13 protein-coding genes and 1 pseudogene are annotated in these 16,448 nt (G+C 68.5%); 6 read left to right on the forward strand and 8 right to left on the reverse strand.

Annotation, left to right across the window (positions count from 1 at the left end; all coding sequences use genetic code 11):
* The first annotated feature begins 7 nt into the window (after positions 1–7).
* The 3 genes and pseudogenes from AC0IWM_RS18640 to AC0IWM_RS18650 form a co-directional block, all read left to right on the forward strand.
* Complete coding sequence (locus AC0IWM_RS18640) at positions 8–1,891, forward strand: TRAP transporter large permease (RefSeq protein ID WP_471757379.1); 1,884 nt, start codon at positions 8–10, stop codon at positions 1,889–1,891.
* Between the two features lie 79 nt (positions 1,892–1,970).
* On the forward strand, positions 1,971–3,062 hold the full coding sequence (locus tag AC0IWM_RS18645) for a TRAP transporter substrate-binding protein (protein WP_471757381.1): 1,092 nt from the start codon (positions 1,971–1,973) through the stop codon (positions 3,060–3,062).
* A 429-nt stretch (positions 3,063–3,491) separates the two neighbouring features.
* A pseudogene (locus AC0IWM_RS18650) lies at positions 3,492–3,626 on the forward strand (oxidoreductase); the annotation flags it as partial.
* Between the two features lie 233 nt (positions 3,627–3,859).
* On the opposite strand, the gene AC0IWM_RS18655 reads toward AC0IWM_RS18650, so the two are convergent.
* The 3 genes from AC0IWM_RS18655 to AC0IWM_RS18665 form a co-directional block, all read right to left on the reverse strand.
* Positions 3,860–5,053, reverse strand: a complete 1,194-nt coding sequence (locus AC0IWM_RS18655; protein WP_471757383.1) for an FAD-dependent monooxygenase — start codon at positions 5,051–5,053, stop codon at positions 3,860–3,862.
* Between the two features lie 49 nt (positions 5,054–5,102).
* A complete protein-coding gene (locus tag AC0IWM_RS18660; protein ID WP_471757385.1) occupies positions 5,103–5,552 on the reverse strand; it encodes a MarR family winged helix-turn-helix transcriptional regulator in 450 nt (149 codons plus the stop codon).
* Between the two features lie 266 nt (positions 5,553–5,818).
* The gene (locus AC0IWM_RS18665) at positions 5,819–6,838 is read right to left on the reverse strand and encodes a zinc-dependent alcohol dehydrogenase family protein (RefSeq protein ID WP_471757387.1); all 1,020 of its coding nucleotides are present in this window, start codon (positions 6,836–6,838) and stop codon (positions 5,819–5,821) included.
* Positions 6,839–7,137: 299 nt separating this feature from the next.
* On the opposite strand from AC0IWM_RS18665, the gene AC0IWM_RS18670 reads away from it, so the two are divergent.
* The gene (locus AC0IWM_RS18670; protein WP_471757389.1) at positions 7,138–8,130 is read left to right on the forward strand and encodes a catalase family peroxidase; all 993 of its coding nucleotides are present in this window, start codon (positions 7,138–7,140) and stop codon (positions 8,128–8,130) included.
* A gap of 151 nt (positions 8,131–8,281) precedes the next feature.
* Here AC0IWM_RS18670 and AC0IWM_RS18675 read toward each other — a convergent pair whose 3' ends face one another.
* The gene (locus AC0IWM_RS18675; protein WP_471757391.1) at positions 8,282–8,500 is read right to left on the reverse strand and encodes a hypothetical protein; all 219 of its coding nucleotides are present in this window, start codon (positions 8,498–8,500) and stop codon (positions 8,282–8,284) included.
* 131 nt (positions 8,501–8,631) lie between these two features.
* Between AC0IWM_RS18675 and AC0IWM_RS18680 the strand changes: the two genes are divergently transcribed.
* Positions 8,632–9,432: a transporter substrate-binding domain-containing protein gene (locus tag AC0IWM_RS18680; protein ID WP_471757393.1), complete on the forward strand. Its 801-nt coding sequence runs from the start codon at positions 8,632–8,634 to the stop codon at positions 9,430–9,432.
* 26 nt (positions 9,433–9,458) lie between these two features.
* Here the strand turns inward: AC0IWM_RS18680 and AC0IWM_RS18685 are convergent, their stop codons facing one another.
* The 3 genes from AC0IWM_RS18685 to AC0IWM_RS18695 all read right to left on the reverse strand — a co-directional run bounded on the left by AC0IWM_RS18685 (position 9,459) and on the right by AC0IWM_RS18695 (position 13,961).
* The gene (locus AC0IWM_RS18685; protein ID WP_471757395.1) at positions 9,459–10,466 is read right to left on the reverse strand and encodes a hypothetical protein; all 1,008 of its coding nucleotides are present in this window, start codon (positions 10,464–10,466) and stop codon (positions 9,459–9,461) included.
* 880 nt (positions 10,467–11,346) lie between these two features.
* Entirely contained in the window at positions 11,347–12,378 is a 1,032-nt protein-coding gene (locus AC0IWM_RS18690; RefSeq protein ID WP_471757397.1) for a cupin domain-containing protein, read from the reverse strand.
* 347 nt (positions 12,379–12,725) lie between these two features.
* Entirely contained in the window at positions 12,726–13,961 is a 1,236-nt protein-coding gene (locus tag AC0IWM_RS18695; RefSeq protein ID WP_471757399.1) for an MFS transporter, read from the reverse strand.
* 94 nt (positions 13,962–14,055) lie between these two features.
* Here AC0IWM_RS18695 and gcvA point away from each other — a divergent pair, with 94 nt between their 5' ends.
* Complete coding sequence (gene gcvA, locus AC0IWM_RS18700) at positions 14,056–14,940, forward strand: transcriptional regulator GcvA (protein ID WP_471757401.1); 885 nt, start codon at positions 14,056–14,058, stop codon at positions 14,938–14,940.
* A gap of 40 nt (positions 14,941–14,980) precedes the next feature.
* Here gcvA and AC0IWM_RS18705 read toward each other — a convergent pair whose 3' ends face one another.
* On the reverse strand, positions 14,981–16,399 hold the full coding sequence (locus AC0IWM_RS18705; RefSeq protein ID WP_471757403.1) for a phosphatase PAP2 family protein: 1,419 nt from the start codon (positions 16,397–16,399) through the stop codon (positions 14,981–14,983).
* Between the last annotated feature and the right edge of the window lie 49 nt (positions 16,400–16,448).

The following is a 16,448-nucleotide window of genomic DNA, read 5'->3' on the forward strand; positions in this document are numbered from 1 at the left end:
GGGTCCGATGTTCGCCGAGTTGATAGCCCACAACCTCGCGCCGATCATGTTCGCGACGCTCGTCGTGTTCCTGCTTCTCGGATATCCCGTCGCCTTCGCGCTCGCCGCCAATGGCCTGCTCTTCTTCGTGGTCGCGGTCGAACTCGCCCCCTACGCACCGGATACGATCACCCTCTCCTGGCCGCTGCTGCAGGCGCTGCCGGACCGCGTCTTCGGGGTGATGTCGAACGAGGTGCTGCTGGCGGTCCCGTTCTTCACCTTCATGGGCCTGGTGCTGGAACGCTCCGGAATGGCCGAGGACCTCCTCGACACGATCGGCCAGCTCTTCGGGACCATCCGCGGCGGCCTCGCCTACGCGGTGATCTTCGTCGGCGCCCTGCTGGCGGCGACCACCGGTGTGGTCGCCGCCTCCGTGATCTCCATGGGCCTGATCTCGCTGCCGATCATGCTGCGCTACGGCTACGACCGGCGCCTCGCCACCGGCGTGATCGCGGCCTCGGGCACCCTCGCGCAGATCATCCCGCCCTCCCTGGTGCTGATCGTCATGGCCGACCAGCTCGGCCGCTCGGTGGGCGACATGTACGAGGGCGCGTTCGTGCCCGGCCTCGTCCTCTCGGCGATGTATGCCGGTTACGTCCTCCTGGTCACGCTGATCTGGCCCAAGGCCGCGCCCGGCCTGCCCAAGGATGCGATCGGCTACCGTGAGGAGAACGGCGCCCGCGGCGTCTGGCAGCTCGGGATCCTGGTCCTGTTCTCGGCCGCGATCGGCATCGCCGTCATGGCCCAGACGGGCACGAAGGCCGGCGCCGACTACGTCATCCTGACGATCTGCATCGCGACCGTGGTGGCGCTGGTCTGCGCGGTGATGAACCGCTTCCTCGGCGCGCAACGCATCGTGGCCTCCCTGGTCCTGGCGACCGCCCTCGTGGCCCTCAGCCTCTACCTTCGGGCGACGGCAGCCGGCACCTGGGGTCTGGTCGCCGAGCTCGCCGCGGCCGGGGCGCTCTACGCCCTGGTCGTTGGTATGGTCGAGCGCCTGACCGGGCTGCGCCTGATCTCGCGCATGGCGCAGCAGGTCACCTTCGTCATGGTGCCACCGCTGCTGCTGATCTTCCTCGTCCTGGGTACGATCTTCATCGGCATCGCGACGCCGACCGAGGGTGGCGCCATGGGCGCGGTCGGCTCCCTGGTGCTGGCCGGCATCAAGCGGATCCTCGACCGCAACCCGGCACGCCTGAACTTCGCCCTCGTGAAGCAGGCGACGGAGTCCACGGCCAAACTCTCGACCTTCGTGCTGTTCATCCTGATCGGCGCGCGCGTGTTCTCGCTGACGTTCTACGGCGTCAACGGGCACGTCTGGGTCGAACACCTGCTCACCAGCCTGCCCGGCGGTCAGGTCGGCTTCCTGATCTTCGTCAACGTGCTGATCTTCCTGCTGGCCTTCTTCCTCGACTTCTTCGAGCTGGCCTTCATCATCATCCCGTTGATCGGGCCGGCGGCGGACAAGCTCGGCATCGACCTGATCTGGCTCGGCGTGATGCTCGGGGTGAACATGCAGACGAGCTTCATGCACCCGCCCTTCGGCTTCGCCCTGTTCTACCTGCGCTCGGTCGCCGCCAAGGTCCCTTACCTCGACCGCGTCACCGGCAAGCGCATGGAGCCGATCACCACCGGGCAGATCTACTATGGGGCGATCCCCTTCGTGATCATCCAGTGCATCATGGTGGCCCTGGTGATCCTCTTTCCCGGGATGGTCACACACTACAAGTCGAGCGGCACCAAGGTGGACCCTGCGGCGGTCCAGCAGCAGCTCGACAATCTTCAGGGGCTGGGCGCCGGTTCCGGCGACGATGCACCGCCGATCGATCTGGGACCCCCGAAGATCGAGTGATCGTGCTCACACGCCGACCTGTTCGGAGGCGTGCGCCGTCCTCCCTCAGAACACGACCAAGAAACCAACGGAGGAAATCATGAAGAGACGCGAGTTCCTGAAGAATGCCGGCCTCGGCGCGGTCGCCGCCGGCAGCATCGCCGCCCCCGCTATCGCCCAGTCAGCCCCTGAGGTTCGCTGGCGCCTCAGCTCCGGCTTCCCGAAATCCCTCGACACGATCTACGGCGCGGCCGACGTGCTCGCGAAGTTCGTCTCGGACGCCACGGACGGCAAGTTCGTGATCCAGCCCTTCGCCGCCGGTGAGATCGTCGGGACTTTCCAGGCAGCGGATGCCGTGAGCAATGGGACCGTCGAGATGGTCCACACCGCGGGCTACTACTACGTGGGCAAGGATCCGTCCTACGCCCTCGGGGCCGCCGTCCCCTTCGGCCTGAACAGCCGTCAGCAGAACGCGTGGCTCTATCACGGCGGCGGCAACGAGATCGTCAACGAGTTCATGGCCAAGCAGAACATCTACGCGCTGCCCGGCGGCAACACCGGTACCCAGATGGGCGGCTGGTTCCGCAAGGAGGTCAAGACGGTCGCCGACCTGCAAGGCCTGAAGATGCGCATCGCCGGCATCGCCGGACAGGTGATGGCCAAGCTCGGCGCGGTTCCGCAGCAAGTCGCCGGCGGCGATATCTACCCGGCGCTGGAGCGCGGGACCATCGACGCCGCGGAGTGGATCGGCCCCTACGACGACGAGAAGCTCGGCTTCAATAAGGTGGCGCCGTTCTACTATTATCCCGGCTGGTGGGAGGGCGGCCTGACGCTGCACTTCTACATCAACAAGGCGAAGTGGGAGAGCCTGCCGAAAAACTACCAGTCCGTCCTTCAGGCGGCCGCCATGGCGGCGAACGTGGACATGCTGGCGAAGTACGATGCCAGGAACCCCGCCGCTCTGCGCCGCCTCATCGGCACCGGAGCACAGCTGCGCCCCTATTCGAACGAGATCATGGAAGCGGCTCTGAAGGCGACGAATGAGGTCTATGCTGAGATCTCCGCCAAGAACCCGGATTTCAAAAAAGGCATCGATAGCTTGCGGGCCTTCCGCGGCGAGGAATATCTCTGGTTCCAAGTCGCAGAGTATACCTACGACGGCTTCATGATCCGAAACAGAACCAAGAACTGAGATGGAACAAGGCCGGCGCACTCGCGACGACGTACCCGGCCTGTTCGCCGAACGCTGATCATCAGGTCAGCACCTCGGGATGGCTTCCCTTCCCAGTCGGAATACCATCTGCCACGATCAAAACGTTCCCGTTTCGGAGCGACGTCTCACTCACCCGCCCGGCTCTCGCCGCGGCGGGTTTTTCCATTGCGCTGGAAGCATTCACGTCGATCCAAGCGGTCACGTTGGGTCGGAACCCGTCTGTCGCCTTTACGGCCGGAGCGGGTGGATTTTCGCCCGTCCGCTTCCAACCCCTCTTCAAAAGCCGCGAACGACCACTTTCGGGCTGCTCGATGGAGCAGGACGGCGATCCGCCTCGGAAAACAAGGGAACGGTCGCGCTCTTCAGGCCCAGGATGGACGCCGGCCAGGAAAAGGCCGACAGCGGCGCGCCGCCGCCGAGGCCTCCTCGCGGGAGGGCGCCTCGGTGTTCGTCACCGGCCGCCGTCAGGACGCGCTCGCTGCGGCCGTGACGCAGATCGGTGGCCGGATCACCGGCGTTCGCGGCGCCATGGCGACGGCGGCCAGGCGCAAGCCTGACGCGGCGAGGCGAACGCTCTCCGTTCCAGCGTCCCCGCCAGCCGACGGATCTGGCGGGCTCGCCAAACGCTGGTCAGTCAGCCGTCGGCAGCGGAAGGCCGACCATGGTCGTCGGCCCCACAGAGATCCGCGTTCGTGTCCGCTTCCCGCGGCCCTCGACCCGACCGCGTCATTCACCGGGATTTCTTTGCATCCTGGAAGCGGACGCGTCCGTCTCCCTTACGGATGTCGAGGATAGGCGGACAGTTCGGGGGCCTTGGGCTCGCCCGCGAACAGCTTGGCGGCCAGATCGCGGACGGCTGGCTGGCTCGCGACGCCCAGCGCACCGTGCAGGAGGTGGATACCGAGCCGGCTGCGTGGATGCATCAGGCGTGGGCCGATCTTCGGCACCCCTTGGGCATCCTCGACCATGGGGCGCATCGCCGCCTCGTAGCGCTTCAAGGCGGCCGTCACGTCGCCGCCACGGTCGAGTTCTCCCGCCAACACATAGGCTCCGGTCACCGCCAGCGTCGTTCCGACGCCGGCGAGCGGTGTCGCGCACCAGGCGGCGTCACCCGTCAGGGCAACGCGCCCCTTCGACCAGCGCTTCATCCGGACTTGGCGCAGGACGTCGAAGTAGAAGTCCCGTGTGCCATCCATCCCTGCGAGGACACGCTCTGCCTGCCATCCGGCCTCCGCGAAGCGCTCGCGGAGGTAGGCCCTCTGTCGGTCCACATCCCACGCATCCTCGCCATTCGGCGCCTTGTGAATGGTCAGGCTGGCGCGCGTCGTGCCGTGACTGTCGGGGCGCAGCGCGATGCTCCGCCCCTCCGTCGCATTGTACCAGCGCCACATCCGGTTATCGTCCGACGCGCTGGGGATGGTGAAGTAGGCGATGGTCAGGTCCATCCAGCGCGGATCGTTCTCGCCGGGAAACACGAGTTCGCGCGTGCGCGACCCGACCCCCTCGGCGACGACCACCAGATCGTAGCTTTCGACTGCGCCGCTGGCGAAGGTGACGACGGCGCTGTCTGCCTCGTCGGCGATGCGCTCGATTCTGTCGCCGAAGCGGAACGTCGCGTGCTCGCGCGCCGGTTCATACAGGAGGCGTGCCAGGTCGCCGCGCAGGATCTCCATCTCGGCGGTCGGACCGTCACGCGACAACTCGTCGGTCAAGAAAGCCGCCACGACCGCGCCGTTCTGATCGACCCAGGTCGTTCCCTCCTCGCCGGTGCTACGATCGAGGGCAGCCCGCTCCAACGCCATGCGGCGCAGCACCTCACGTCCGACGCCGCGCACGTCGATGTTCTGCCCACCGTCGCGGAACTCAGGGGCCCGCTCGACCACCGTGACCTCGTTGCCCAGGCGGCCGAGCCACCAGGCCGCGGTATTGCCGGCGATGCTGGCGCCGGAGACGAGGACGCGGCGTGACACGATGTGAGCCCCTGGAACCGAATAATATCATGTCTGATGTATACGCCGCCTAGGGTTGGTCAAGGTTGCCGATCAGCCGCTGAAGAAGCGCGACCAGTCGGCCGACCTCCTCGGGCGAGAAGCCCTCGAGCCCGCGGATATTGCCATCGACCAGGGCCTCGCGGCCGATCCGGGCGGCGTCCCGTCCTGCTTCCGTGAGTTCCACCAGGGACGCCCTGCGGTCGGTCGACGACGGCGCGCGGGTGATCAGTCCCAGTGTCTCCAGCTTGTCGAGCAGGGCCACCATGGCCGGCTGCCTGACGGCGGACGAGCGGACGATGTCGCGCTGCAGCAGCGGTCCTTTCCATGACAGAAGCAGGAGCGGCCCAATCAACGCCATCGTCAGGCCGTGCGGCTTCAGCGCCGCATCCACCCCGCGATTGAAGGCGCGGGCAGCGTGGTTGGCGAGGTATCCTGGGGCGATCGCGGCCTCGGGATGGATATCATCCTGATCCTGCATGGGAACTATCTGCGCCAATGCGACGGGTCCTGTCACCGTTGACGTGGGAGAGTTCCCACAGCCGCCTGCGGCGTGGTTCACACGCGGCCATCGCGGAGCGATGGCCGGGCCTCTGTCTCGGCAAGGGCGCGACGGCTGCTTCCCGCCCGGATGCGGCCGGAAGCGGATAGGCAGCTTTTTATACCGAACCCGGACGCAGAGCGTACGGACGGTTTCCGAACCAACGCAGTCTTACGGAGCTTCTGCGAATCGGCTGACGGGGTGGTTCAGATCTCGATACAGATCTTGCCGAAGTGCCGGTTGCTCTCCTGGTGCCGGAACGCCGCGACGAGGTCTGCGAGGGGGTAGCGGCTGTCGACGATCGGGCGCAGCCCGCAGGCCTCGATGCCGCGGACCATCTCGATCTGCTGACTTCGGCTGCCGACGAGCACACCTTGGAGGCGGATCTGCCGGAGCAGCGCGGGTACCAGCGGCAGCGGTCCGGCGACACCCGAGAGGATGCCGATCACCGAGATGTGGCCGCCCACCCGTACGGCGGCCATCGACTGTTCCAGGGTCGCCGGACCTCCGACGTCGAGGACGTGGTCGACCCCGCGTCCGTCGATGAGCCGCCTGGCCGTCTCGCCCCAGGTCGGATCCTTTCGATAACTCAGGACGTGGTCGGCCCCCAGGGCGCGCAGACGCTCGAGCTTCTCCTCGCTCGAGGAGGTGGCGACCACGGTGGCGCCTGCCGCCTTGGCGAACTGCAGCGCGAACAGGGAAACGCCGCCGGTTCCCTGCACGAGGACGACATCGCCGCTCTTCAAGCCCGCATCCGCGTGCAGGGCTCGCCAGGCGGTCAAGGCCGCCGTCGTCAGCGTCGCCGCCTCGGCGTGGTCCCAGCCTCGGGGCGCATGCGTGAAGGCCATCGCGGAAGTGGTGACCCGCTCGCGGGCATAGCCGTCGATACCGTCGCCCGGGACGGTCGCGAAGCCCTCTACCTGCGGGCTTCCCTCGGTCCAGCTCGGAAAGAAGGTGCTGACCACGCGGTCGCCGATCGCGAACGTGTCGACTCCAGGTCCCAACGCCTCGACCTCGCCGGCCCCGTCCGACATCGGCACGCGCGGCTCGCTCGGCCCCCACATCCCGCTCACCACGGCGTAGTCGTGATAGTTGAGCGAGCTCGCCCGCAGGCGGACGGTGATCTCACCGGGGCCCGGCGCCGGGACGGGACGTTCCCCGAAACCGACGGCATCGAAGCCGCCCCCGGGCTGGACGATGACGGCGCGGGCTACCGATGTGGTCATGCTGTACCTGTCCGTCTCGCCGGCCGTGACACACCGGCATTGCAGGGAGATCGGGATGGCTGCCGGCCATCTCGTGCCGACCCAGGCGATGATGGTGGCAGTGGAGCCCGCGCCTGTCGAGATCCGGCCGGCCCCTCGCGACCCGGTGACACCGTGGTTCGATCACGGCCCCGATCGAGACGTTCCGCAAGCTTTGACGGGCAAACTCCGCGTTGTGTCCTGCCGTGGTTCACGCCTAAGAACGATTCCGAAACCAGCCGGTCGGCGCATCCAGCGTCGACGCTGCCTTGAGGACCGTCATGCGTTCATCGAGCATCCAGTACGCGTTCGCCCTCGGTGTCGCCTTTGCTTTCGCGGTCGCCACCCCGACCCTGGGCGAGGAGGCCACGACCGCCGAGCAGACCATCAACGTCATGAACAAGTTGTTCGGAACGCATCCCGGGGCGCGCGCCAATCACGCCAAGGGCGTCGTCGCGGACGGCAGCTTCACCCCCTCGCCCGAGGCCGCGCGGATCAGCAAAGCCTCGCTCTTCCAGGGACCCGTCGTTCCGGTGACGATCCGGTTCTCGGACGCGACCGGCGTGCCGACGATCCCCGACGGTTCGGAGAATGCCAATCCCCACGGGATGTCGCTGAAGTTCAAGCTGGTCGACGGCTCGGAGATGGACGTCGTCCTGAATGCTCTCAAGTACTTCCCGGTCGCGACCGGCGAGGAGTTCCGCGACCTGCTCCAGGCGGTTTCCGAGAGCGGGCCGGATGCGAAGAAGCCGACGGCCCTCGAACGCTTCGTTTCCACCCATCCCGCGGCCGCCACGGCCGGCGCCACGGCCCGGACGCCGTCGAGCTTGGCGCGCCAGACCTATAACGGGGTCAATGCCTTCGTCTTCGTCGACAGGGACGGCAAGCGCCAGCCGTTCCGGTTTCGCGTCGTCCCGGTCCAGGGCGAGGAGATCCTCTCGGACGAGGAGGCCGCCAAGCGCGCGCCCGACTACCTGATGGCGGATATCGGTCCGCGCATCGCGAAGGCGCCGGCCCGCTTCACCGTCCAGGCGCAACTCGCCGCGCCCGGCGACCCGACCAACGACGCCACCAAGCCCTGGCCCGACGACCGCAGAATCGTGGACCTCGGCGTGCTGACCGTCTCCAAGGTCGTGCCCGGCAGCGCCGAAGCCGAGAAGGCGCTGCTCTTCATGCCGAACGCGCTGACGGACGGCGTCGAAGTCTCCGATGACCCACTGATCGACGCGCGCGTGCAGGCCTACGCCGTCTCGTTCGGACGCCGCAGCCAGTAGGGTCGGGCCGTGCGCCGCCGGAGGCCGCTCAGCGCGGCGTTCCGGCGGCCGGCCTATCCGGCGCACCGGCCCGGAACGCCTTCGCCGATGCTTCGTCCGCTCCCGACCCCGCCCGAATTCTCGGCGGCCGCCGCGAGGCCCGTCAGGCCGATCAGCATCGCGCCGGCGAAGATGGGTGCCCGCATAGGCAGGGAGCCTGGTTCAGGCCGACATCCTTATTCATCGTCAGAGCGGCGAAGCCGGCATTGACCCGGTCGATATGGGCGATGAAGTAGCAGAGGATCAGGAACGGCACGAGCCGCAGTCCGACCTCGCGCATGATGGCCGCCTCGACGGCGGCCTCGTCTGCCGGGGTGTGGATGGGTGTCATGGATGGCTTCTCCCGATCGCAGGGGTGGAGCACGTCCGGACATGCAGAATCGTCAGCAAGGATTCCGCGCTCAGGTTCTGCCGGCTTGTCTTCGCGGACCGGCTCGCGCTCGGCACCTCGGGGCAGGGGCCATGCTGCTGGTGCTCGCCCTGCTCCTGCCGCTTCCCGGAGAGATTGCCATGGCCCTCGACCCATCCGCCGCGCCCACACCCGCGCTTCGCGCCGAGATCGCTCCCACGGGGATTTTGCGTGCCGCGATCAACTACGGAAATCCCGTGCTCGCCCAGAGGGGCGCCGACGGCGAGCCGGCGGGCGTCTCGGCGGAGCTCGCGCGCGAACTCGGCCGCCGCCTCGGCGTGCCGGTGGCATTCGAGACCTTCGACACGGCCGGGGCCGTGGTGGCGGCCCTGGGCGGCGCGCACAGCTGGGACGTCGCCTTCCTGGCGATCGACCCCGAGCGGGCCCAGACCATCGCGTTCAGCCCGGCCTACGTCATCATCGAGGGGGCCTATCTCGTCCGCGCGGATTCGCTCCTCACCGCAAACGCTGAGGTCGACCGCCCCGGCATCCGCATCGCGGTCGGGCGCAACACCGCCTACGACCTCTATCTCGGGCGCCACCTCAAGGCGGCCGAGCGAGTCTCTGCGCCGACCTCCGCCGCCGCCCTGACGCTGTTCCTGGACGAGAAGCCGGAGGTGTTGGCCTCCGTGCGCCAACCCCTCGAAAGCTATGTCCAGGCCCATCCGGGCCTGCGCATCCTGCCGGGCCGTTTCATGGCGATCGAGCAGGCGGTCGCCACCCCGAAGGACCGTCCGGCCTCGGCCGCCGCCATGCGCGAATTCATCGAGGAAATGAAGTCTTCGGGCTTCGTGGCCGGGGCGCTTGCGGCCAGCGGACAGCACGATGCCGTGGTCGCGCCGCCCGCCCCCTGAGGGGATTTGGGATCGGGACGCGGCCCTCACGCCGGCATCCGGGGCAGGCGGAAGCGGGCGCGCGGCGTGTCCGCCAGTACGATGCGGCGCTCGGCCGGGTCGGGCATCCCGGCGTCGAGCGGCGCCGCGCCCCGTCCGTAGGTCGCGCCGCGCGCGAACCGGGTGTACGGCCGGTCGCCGTCCCAGACCAGTCGTTCCGGGCCGCGGTGATCCTGGAGGAGCGGCACCCCCGCGCCGGCGATGCGGTCGCTGCCCGACAGCTTGCCCCAGACCCGTCCGGTGCGCCCCCGCGCAAGGCGGTGCCGGCGCGCCCGCCGCCGGACGGCCATCCGTATGAGGGATTCCCGCAGCGCGAAGGCGCCCAGCGTGGCGAGGACGATGCCCAGGCCCCAGAGGGCGAGGAGCAGGCCGATCGAGACCCGGCCGTTGAATTCCCGCAGGAGCCCCAGGTCGAAGGCGAAGTACCAGGACACGCCGGAGACCGCGCCCGAGACCAGGAATATCCCCGCCGCCAGACGCGAGACGCCGTCGAGCATCGGGCGGCGCACGTCCCGCAGGACGCTCGGCAGCACCAGAGCGTGGATCAACAGTCCGTTGACCGTGAGCACCGCGACCACCACCCCGTTCGCCCAGATCTTGGGGTTGGCGAGCTTCTCCGGCGCTTCGATGGCGTAGAGGCCGTGGAAGCCGAGCCCCGAGATCCCCAGCAGGGCGATGCCCATGGTCACGACCTTGCTGATGAAGTGGAAGCTGCGCTCCATCTCGGCCGGCATCGCGCCCTCGCGCATCCAGCGCAGGATCCAGAAGTCCAGCATCGTCGCGCCGCCGAGGCCGAAGCACAGGCCGACTAGGTGAAGTCCGACCAGGGGCGTCAGGAGCCGCACCGGCGGAAACGGGGCCGGAAGCGCCAGCAGCAGCGGACGGCCGAGCCCTGGCCCGGCCGCCGCACAGCCCCAGAGCAACGCGACGAGACCGACGGCCAGGGCCGTGACACAGGCCCGGATCACGGGACCGCTGGGTTCGGATCCCTGCATGGCGCGACTCTCCGGGACGCGGCGGACAGGGAAGAAGGAATGCGCTCCATTTGATAAAAAATCACGAATTTACAGTATACCTTCTCGGATAATGTATTGTATGTCCTTTTGATAGAAAATATTCTCTCGATCCTGTTTCTGGTGGCGGCCAGATCTGATCTATGCCCGACGACAGAAATTCTCCGAGCGAACTCGATCCTATTCCCCGATCGAAGCGAACGCTGGTTGCACGCTTGAGCTATGGATCGACACCCTTCGTGACCTCGGGCCGACCTGAGGGTCGAGTTCTAGATTGGAAATCGACCCGGTGTGCGGCTCACGAGCATGCGGGTTCATGCCCCGTGGGAGCTCGACTGGCGAAGGCGCGGAGCGCCGAGCCGCCCATGGCCGTATGAGGTCGATCGTCGTCGTGTCGGTTCCGGTCCTCACTGCGCACTCGCGTTCCAGCCGACGACAGGAACCACGGGGCGTTCAGGCACCGCTCCCGTGGCCGACCGTTCAACGACTCGATCTCGACGTGATCGATCGAATCGACCGGTCGGCGGAGGTCGATCGCAACGCCTCTCGGGGGAGAGGAGAGGCGTCCCGGCGCGAACGCGCCGTAAGGATGGGACGGTGGACGTCGCCACGACCGCGAACGGGTCGATGATGCCGGGCACCCTCGACCCCGGAGCGAGCGTCCCGGCGATGGCCGGGCGAGAACTCCGGACGCCAGGGGAGCGGTGTGGTTTTCGAAGCGCCGCCGTTGGCTTCGGGCTTCGGTCGATCCATGCGGATGGCCCTCCGTCGGCGATCCGACCTGGCCGGATCGCCCCGTTCGGGATCGTGACGGGACGGCCGCCCGCACCCGATCGATCGGGAACCGGCCGGTCGTGGGCGGTCAGGGATCGCGGGCGTTGATCCGCGTCACGACGAGCGGGTCGGCCGGCGTGAACGGCAGCGTCGGCAGGACATCCTCTGTGGTGCCGAGCGTCGCAGCCAGGACGCCGCGCGAGAAGGCGGAGGCCGTCGCGCGATAGCCGATGTCGCCGGGGGTCGGTTGATCGAAGAAGATCAGGAAGTGAATCTCCTCGTCCCCGAGCTGTTCGATGTGGTGGGGATAGGCGCGCGGGATGAAGTAGACGTCACCGGCCTTCAGGTCATAGGTGTCGGTCGTGCCGTCCGGATCGAGCACGGTCATGCGGGCGCGGCCGCGATGGACATAGCCCATCTCGGCGGTCTCCGGATGCCAGTGCGGCTCGCGCATGCCCTCGTGGGTGATCCGCAAGGAATACATCGAGATGTCCTTGAGGGCCGGCCAGAACTGGTCACGGGCGAATCGTGCCGACCCGGCCTGCGAGGCGAGCAGCGGATGCTGCGCTTCGACATCGAACTTATGCGGGTTGTTGAACGCGGCCGCCGCCGGGACCGCGGCCGGGCCCTGGCGGCCGACGATGAAGGCGCCCCTGGTGGAACGGGCGATCGGCGCGAAGGACGCGCCCGGCAGATCGTAGGTATTGCCGAGCACCGCGTCGGTCATCGCGCCGAAAGCCGCATGCATCGAGAAATCCTCCGGCTTCTCGTGCCGGAAGGCGACGATGAATTCCGCCCGATCCGCGCCGATGTTCTCGATGTGGTGCACCGATCCGGACGGGATATGAAACATCTGGCCGGCCGAGACCGTGAACGACGAGAACACACTTCCGTTGTCGAGCACGCTCACCAAGGTCTGCCCGGACACGCAGTAGCTGAGTTCGGTCGCATTGGCGTGCCAATGCGGTTCGCGAACGGCGCCGGCGGCAAGGATCAGGCGCTTGATGGACAGTCGCCGAAGGATAGGCATGTTGTCTGCGTAGAGCCGCGAGATCGATCCGAGTTCGCTCTCGAACTCGATGGGGCCTGAATTCAGAGATCGAACGTGCTTTGCTTGCATTTTTATTCTCCTGCACATGAATTTTTTACGAAAAACTCATGAAAGCGCCGATATCCGATCAAACGCGACACCAAATTTGCACACACGAGATGTCGGCCGGATCGCCCGGCGCTCGGCCTGCGATGCCGCGACCGCGCGCCTGCTCCCGGTTCTTGTGGACCCAGGATTGTGTTGGGACCGTGAATTCACCTCACGGCGGGGTTCCTTATACCGCCGATCTCATCGCGATCGCGATCTTCGACGGCTGTCGAACGTTCAAACCCCTCCCTCGCCAGCACGAAGCCCGCCCGGTCCGTGACGGGGAGGGCTGGATTCGTCGATGCAATGCACGGCTGGACAGGTTCTGCTCAGCGCCGCTTCGCGTCGGCGCCGAGATGGGGCGACAGGACGAGCATGAGCGGCACGACGGCGAGGGCCGTGGCGCCGGCGGCCAGCATCGCGGTGCGGGGGCCGGCGGCGTCGCCCAGGTGGCCGTAGAGCAGGGGGGCCGCGAGGGCGCTCCCGCCCAGGGTCCAGGTGTAGAAGACCGCGAAGGCCTTCGCGACCCGACCGCCCGGCGCGAGTTCCGGCACCGTCCCGTAGAGCACGGAGGAGGTTCCGTTCAACATGAGGCCGACCACCGGCAGGAGCACCAGGACGGGCACCAGCGGGAGCACGATCACGGCGAGGATCGCCAGCGCCGTGCCGGTCTCGGTCAGGATCACGGTCCGCGTCACGCCGAAGCGCTCGCCGAACCGCCCGCAGACGGCCTTGCCGAGCGCGCCTCCGATGAAGACGGCCGAGAGGGCGAAGCCCACCGTGGTCAGGCCGGCGCCCTTTTCCTGAAGCAGGAAGGGCAGGTAGAGCAGGAAGGCCGGGCGTGCGGCGTTGTCGAGAAGGCCGATGGCCACGAGCAGGCCGAAGCCAGCGCTTCCGGTACTATCGGGACCGGCGGCGCACCGCGGCCGATCCGGCACCTCGTCCCGTGACGCGGGATCACGCGGCAGCATGCGCCGGAGTCCGATGGCCACCACGACGCCGAGGACGGCGATCAGCCAGAGCGCCGTGCGCCAGTCCGTCAGCGTCAGCAGGAGCCCGACGAGGGGCGGCACGCTGGCCTTTCCGAGGTCGCCCGTGAAGTTGTAGGTGCCGAGCGGTCCGCGCGCCGAGCCGCCATAGGCGCGGGCGATCACCGCGGAGGCCAGGGGATGCTGGGTGCTGCTGCCGATGCCGCCGAGGGTGAGGGCGATGCAGAGGCCGGCCAGGCTTCCGGAGAAGCCGGCCAGCGCGTAGCCACCTGCGCTGAGCAGGGTCCCCAGGATGAGCACCGTCCGGGCACCGAAGCGCTCGGCCAGCCTTGCCGCCGGCATCTGCAGGGCGGCGAGCGCGCCGTTGTAGAGGCTGCGCAGCAGGGCAAGGGCGGCGTAGCCGAGGGCGAACTCCGCCTGCCAGACCGGCAGGAGCACGTAGATCAGATCCGTGTAGCCGTCGTGCAGGGCGTGGTTGAGGCCGACGGCGGCCAGGGTCCGCCGCGCCTCCGGGCGGGGCAGGGCATCGACGGCGGAGACTCCTGAGGACGCGGTCGGAACCTGTGTGGGCGGCATGCGCGAACGACCCTGTTTTGCCGACGCAGGATCGCCCGCTCGTCCGCGGCTGACAAACGCCTTATGCTGACGCTCGCGTGAGGAAACCTGATCCGTGCTGCGCCGCCTGCCGCCCCTGAACGCGCTGAAGGCCTTCGAGGCCGCCGGGCGCCATGCCAGCTTCACCCGGGCCGCCGAGGAGTTGCGCGTCACCCACGGGGCCGTGAGCCGTCACGTCCAGGCGCTGGAGGCCTGGCTCGGCCAGCCACTGTTCGAGCGCCACAACCGGCGCGTGGTCCTGACGGAGGCGGGGGCAAGCTACCTCGCCGAGATCGGCGCCGCCCTCGACCGAATCGCCCTCGCGACGACGCGCCAGGTGGAGCGCGGACGGCCGCGCCTGCTGCACGTGAACGCCCTGGCGACCTTCACCCTGCGTTGGCTGATCCCTCGGCTCTCCGCCTTCCAGCGCGCCAACCCTGCCGTGGAAGTGCGGCTGACCACGTCGAACGTGCCCCTGGCGAACCTGGCCGAGCCCTTCGACGTCGCCATCCGGGGCGGTCCCGACCTGCGGCCCGCCCATATCGGGCGGCCCTTCCTGTCGGAGCGCCGGCTGCCCGTCTGTAGTCCCGCCCTTCTGCGGCGGCTCCCCCTGACGGAGGCGGGGCAGCTTCGGGACCACACGCTGCTGCACGCGGCGACGCTGCCCCAGGTCTGGCCGCAATGGCTCGAGGCCGCCGGCGTCCCCGGCCTGGAGCCGCGGGCCTCGGTGACGCTGGAGCATTTCTACCTCACGCTCCAGGCCGCCCTGGACGGTCTCGGCGTGGCGATGGGGCCGGAGCGGCTGATCGCCGACGACATCGCCGCCGGTCGGCTGACCTGCCCCTTCGCCGGGCCGTCCCTGCCGGCGCGGAGCTACTTCACCTACGTGCCGGAGACGCGCGCCGACGATCCCTCCGTGCGGGCGTTCTGCGCCTGGCTCGTCGCGGCGGCTGGTCCGTGAGGTACGGGGCCTGCCTCCCGGCGGGATCCGACCGCTCGTCTCAGCGGGCGGTCGGAGACGGGGCCGGCTTTGTGGCGGACAGGGCGGCGGCCTTTCCGGCAGCCGCGTAGAGATTCAGGCGGGCATAGATGCCGAAGGCCGATCCGTCGTCCAGGAATCCGCCGCCCGGACCCTGCGTCTCGGTCAGGATCGCGTTGGCCTCCGCGAGGCTGAGCGCCGGGAAGGCGGCGGTGAGCAGGTGCCCGGCCTCCGGGGCGACCCGGCCGACATCCTCGACTGCCCCCACCCGCTCGGGATGCACCACGGGCAGGCCGTAGGTCTGGGTCGCCTCGTAGAGGGCCGCGTTGGCGGCGGCATCGCGGAAGCGGCCGGTATCGGCCCCCGCGCAGGCGGCGACGGTGTCGCCGCATTCCGCCTTCAGGACGGTGGTCAGGTCGGTGCGGGCAGCCTCGAGGGCCGCACGGTAATCGGTGACGGCCACGGCCGTGTTGGTCGAGCGGCTCATCTCGTTGACCACGGCCGGGTTGCGGCGGATCTGACCGACATAGGCCGGGTCGTTGGCGAGGAGATGGGCGACCGCGTGCAGGGCGACAGCCCGTCCGCCCAGCACGTCCATGGCGTAGTGCGCCCCGAGAATGATGCGATTGGTGCCGTACTCGGCCGCGCGCGCGATCATCTGCTGGTAGCGCTCCGGCACCAGGACCGCGAGCACCACGGACTCGGTGTAGCCGTAGGTGGTGTGGCCGCTCGGATAGGAGGGACTGTCGGTCAGGTTCTGCCCTGGGCCCCGCAGCCAGTCCAGGCTGTGGGACGGCCGGCCGAAGTAATCGGTGCCCCGATAGGCGAACAGGCTCGGCAGGGTCTGGAACGGGCGCGCATTGCCGAAGAGGTCGCCCCCCGGCGTGCCGGCCGGCCGGTCGTAGGCCTTGCCGAACACGTCCACCGTGCCGCCGCGCTCCGTCAGGATGTTGGCAGCGGTCTCCGAGACCGGCGCCTTGCCGTTGGTGGTGGCGTTGGCGAAGAAGTACTTGCCGGCGTTCGAGTCGGACTTGGCGACGTTGTTGGTGTAGCCGAGGAGGTCGGCGACGGACTGCGCCACGTTGGTGAAGGTCTCGTCGACGGCGTAGCGGGCCTTGGCCTGGTACACGCCGCCGAGCCTGCTGCCGAGGCCGTCGGCGAGTTCCGTCGCATTGCCGTCGGTGATGAAGGCGTCGCGCAGGGCGAGCTGGCGCTGCTCGGCCAGCGGCAGGAGGAGCGGCGTCTTGGCGGTCCCGGACTGGATCGCTCCGGTGACGGCCAGGTTGGCGCCGAGGGCCGCCCGCCCCGCCTCGCTCCCCCGCAGGATGCTGACGGGTGCGAGTCCGCCCAGCGCCGTGAGGTTCGGGGCCGACTGCGCGACGGCGGGAAGGGGCGCGAGCAGGCACAGGGCCGTCGTCCAGGTCCTCAGCGTCTTCGCCATGGCATCGCCTCCGCCGCTCGCCGTCGCTTCGTTGCCGTTCATAGGATCA

The sequence above is a fragment of the Methylobacterium sp. AC433 genome (genome assembly GCF_979253015.1).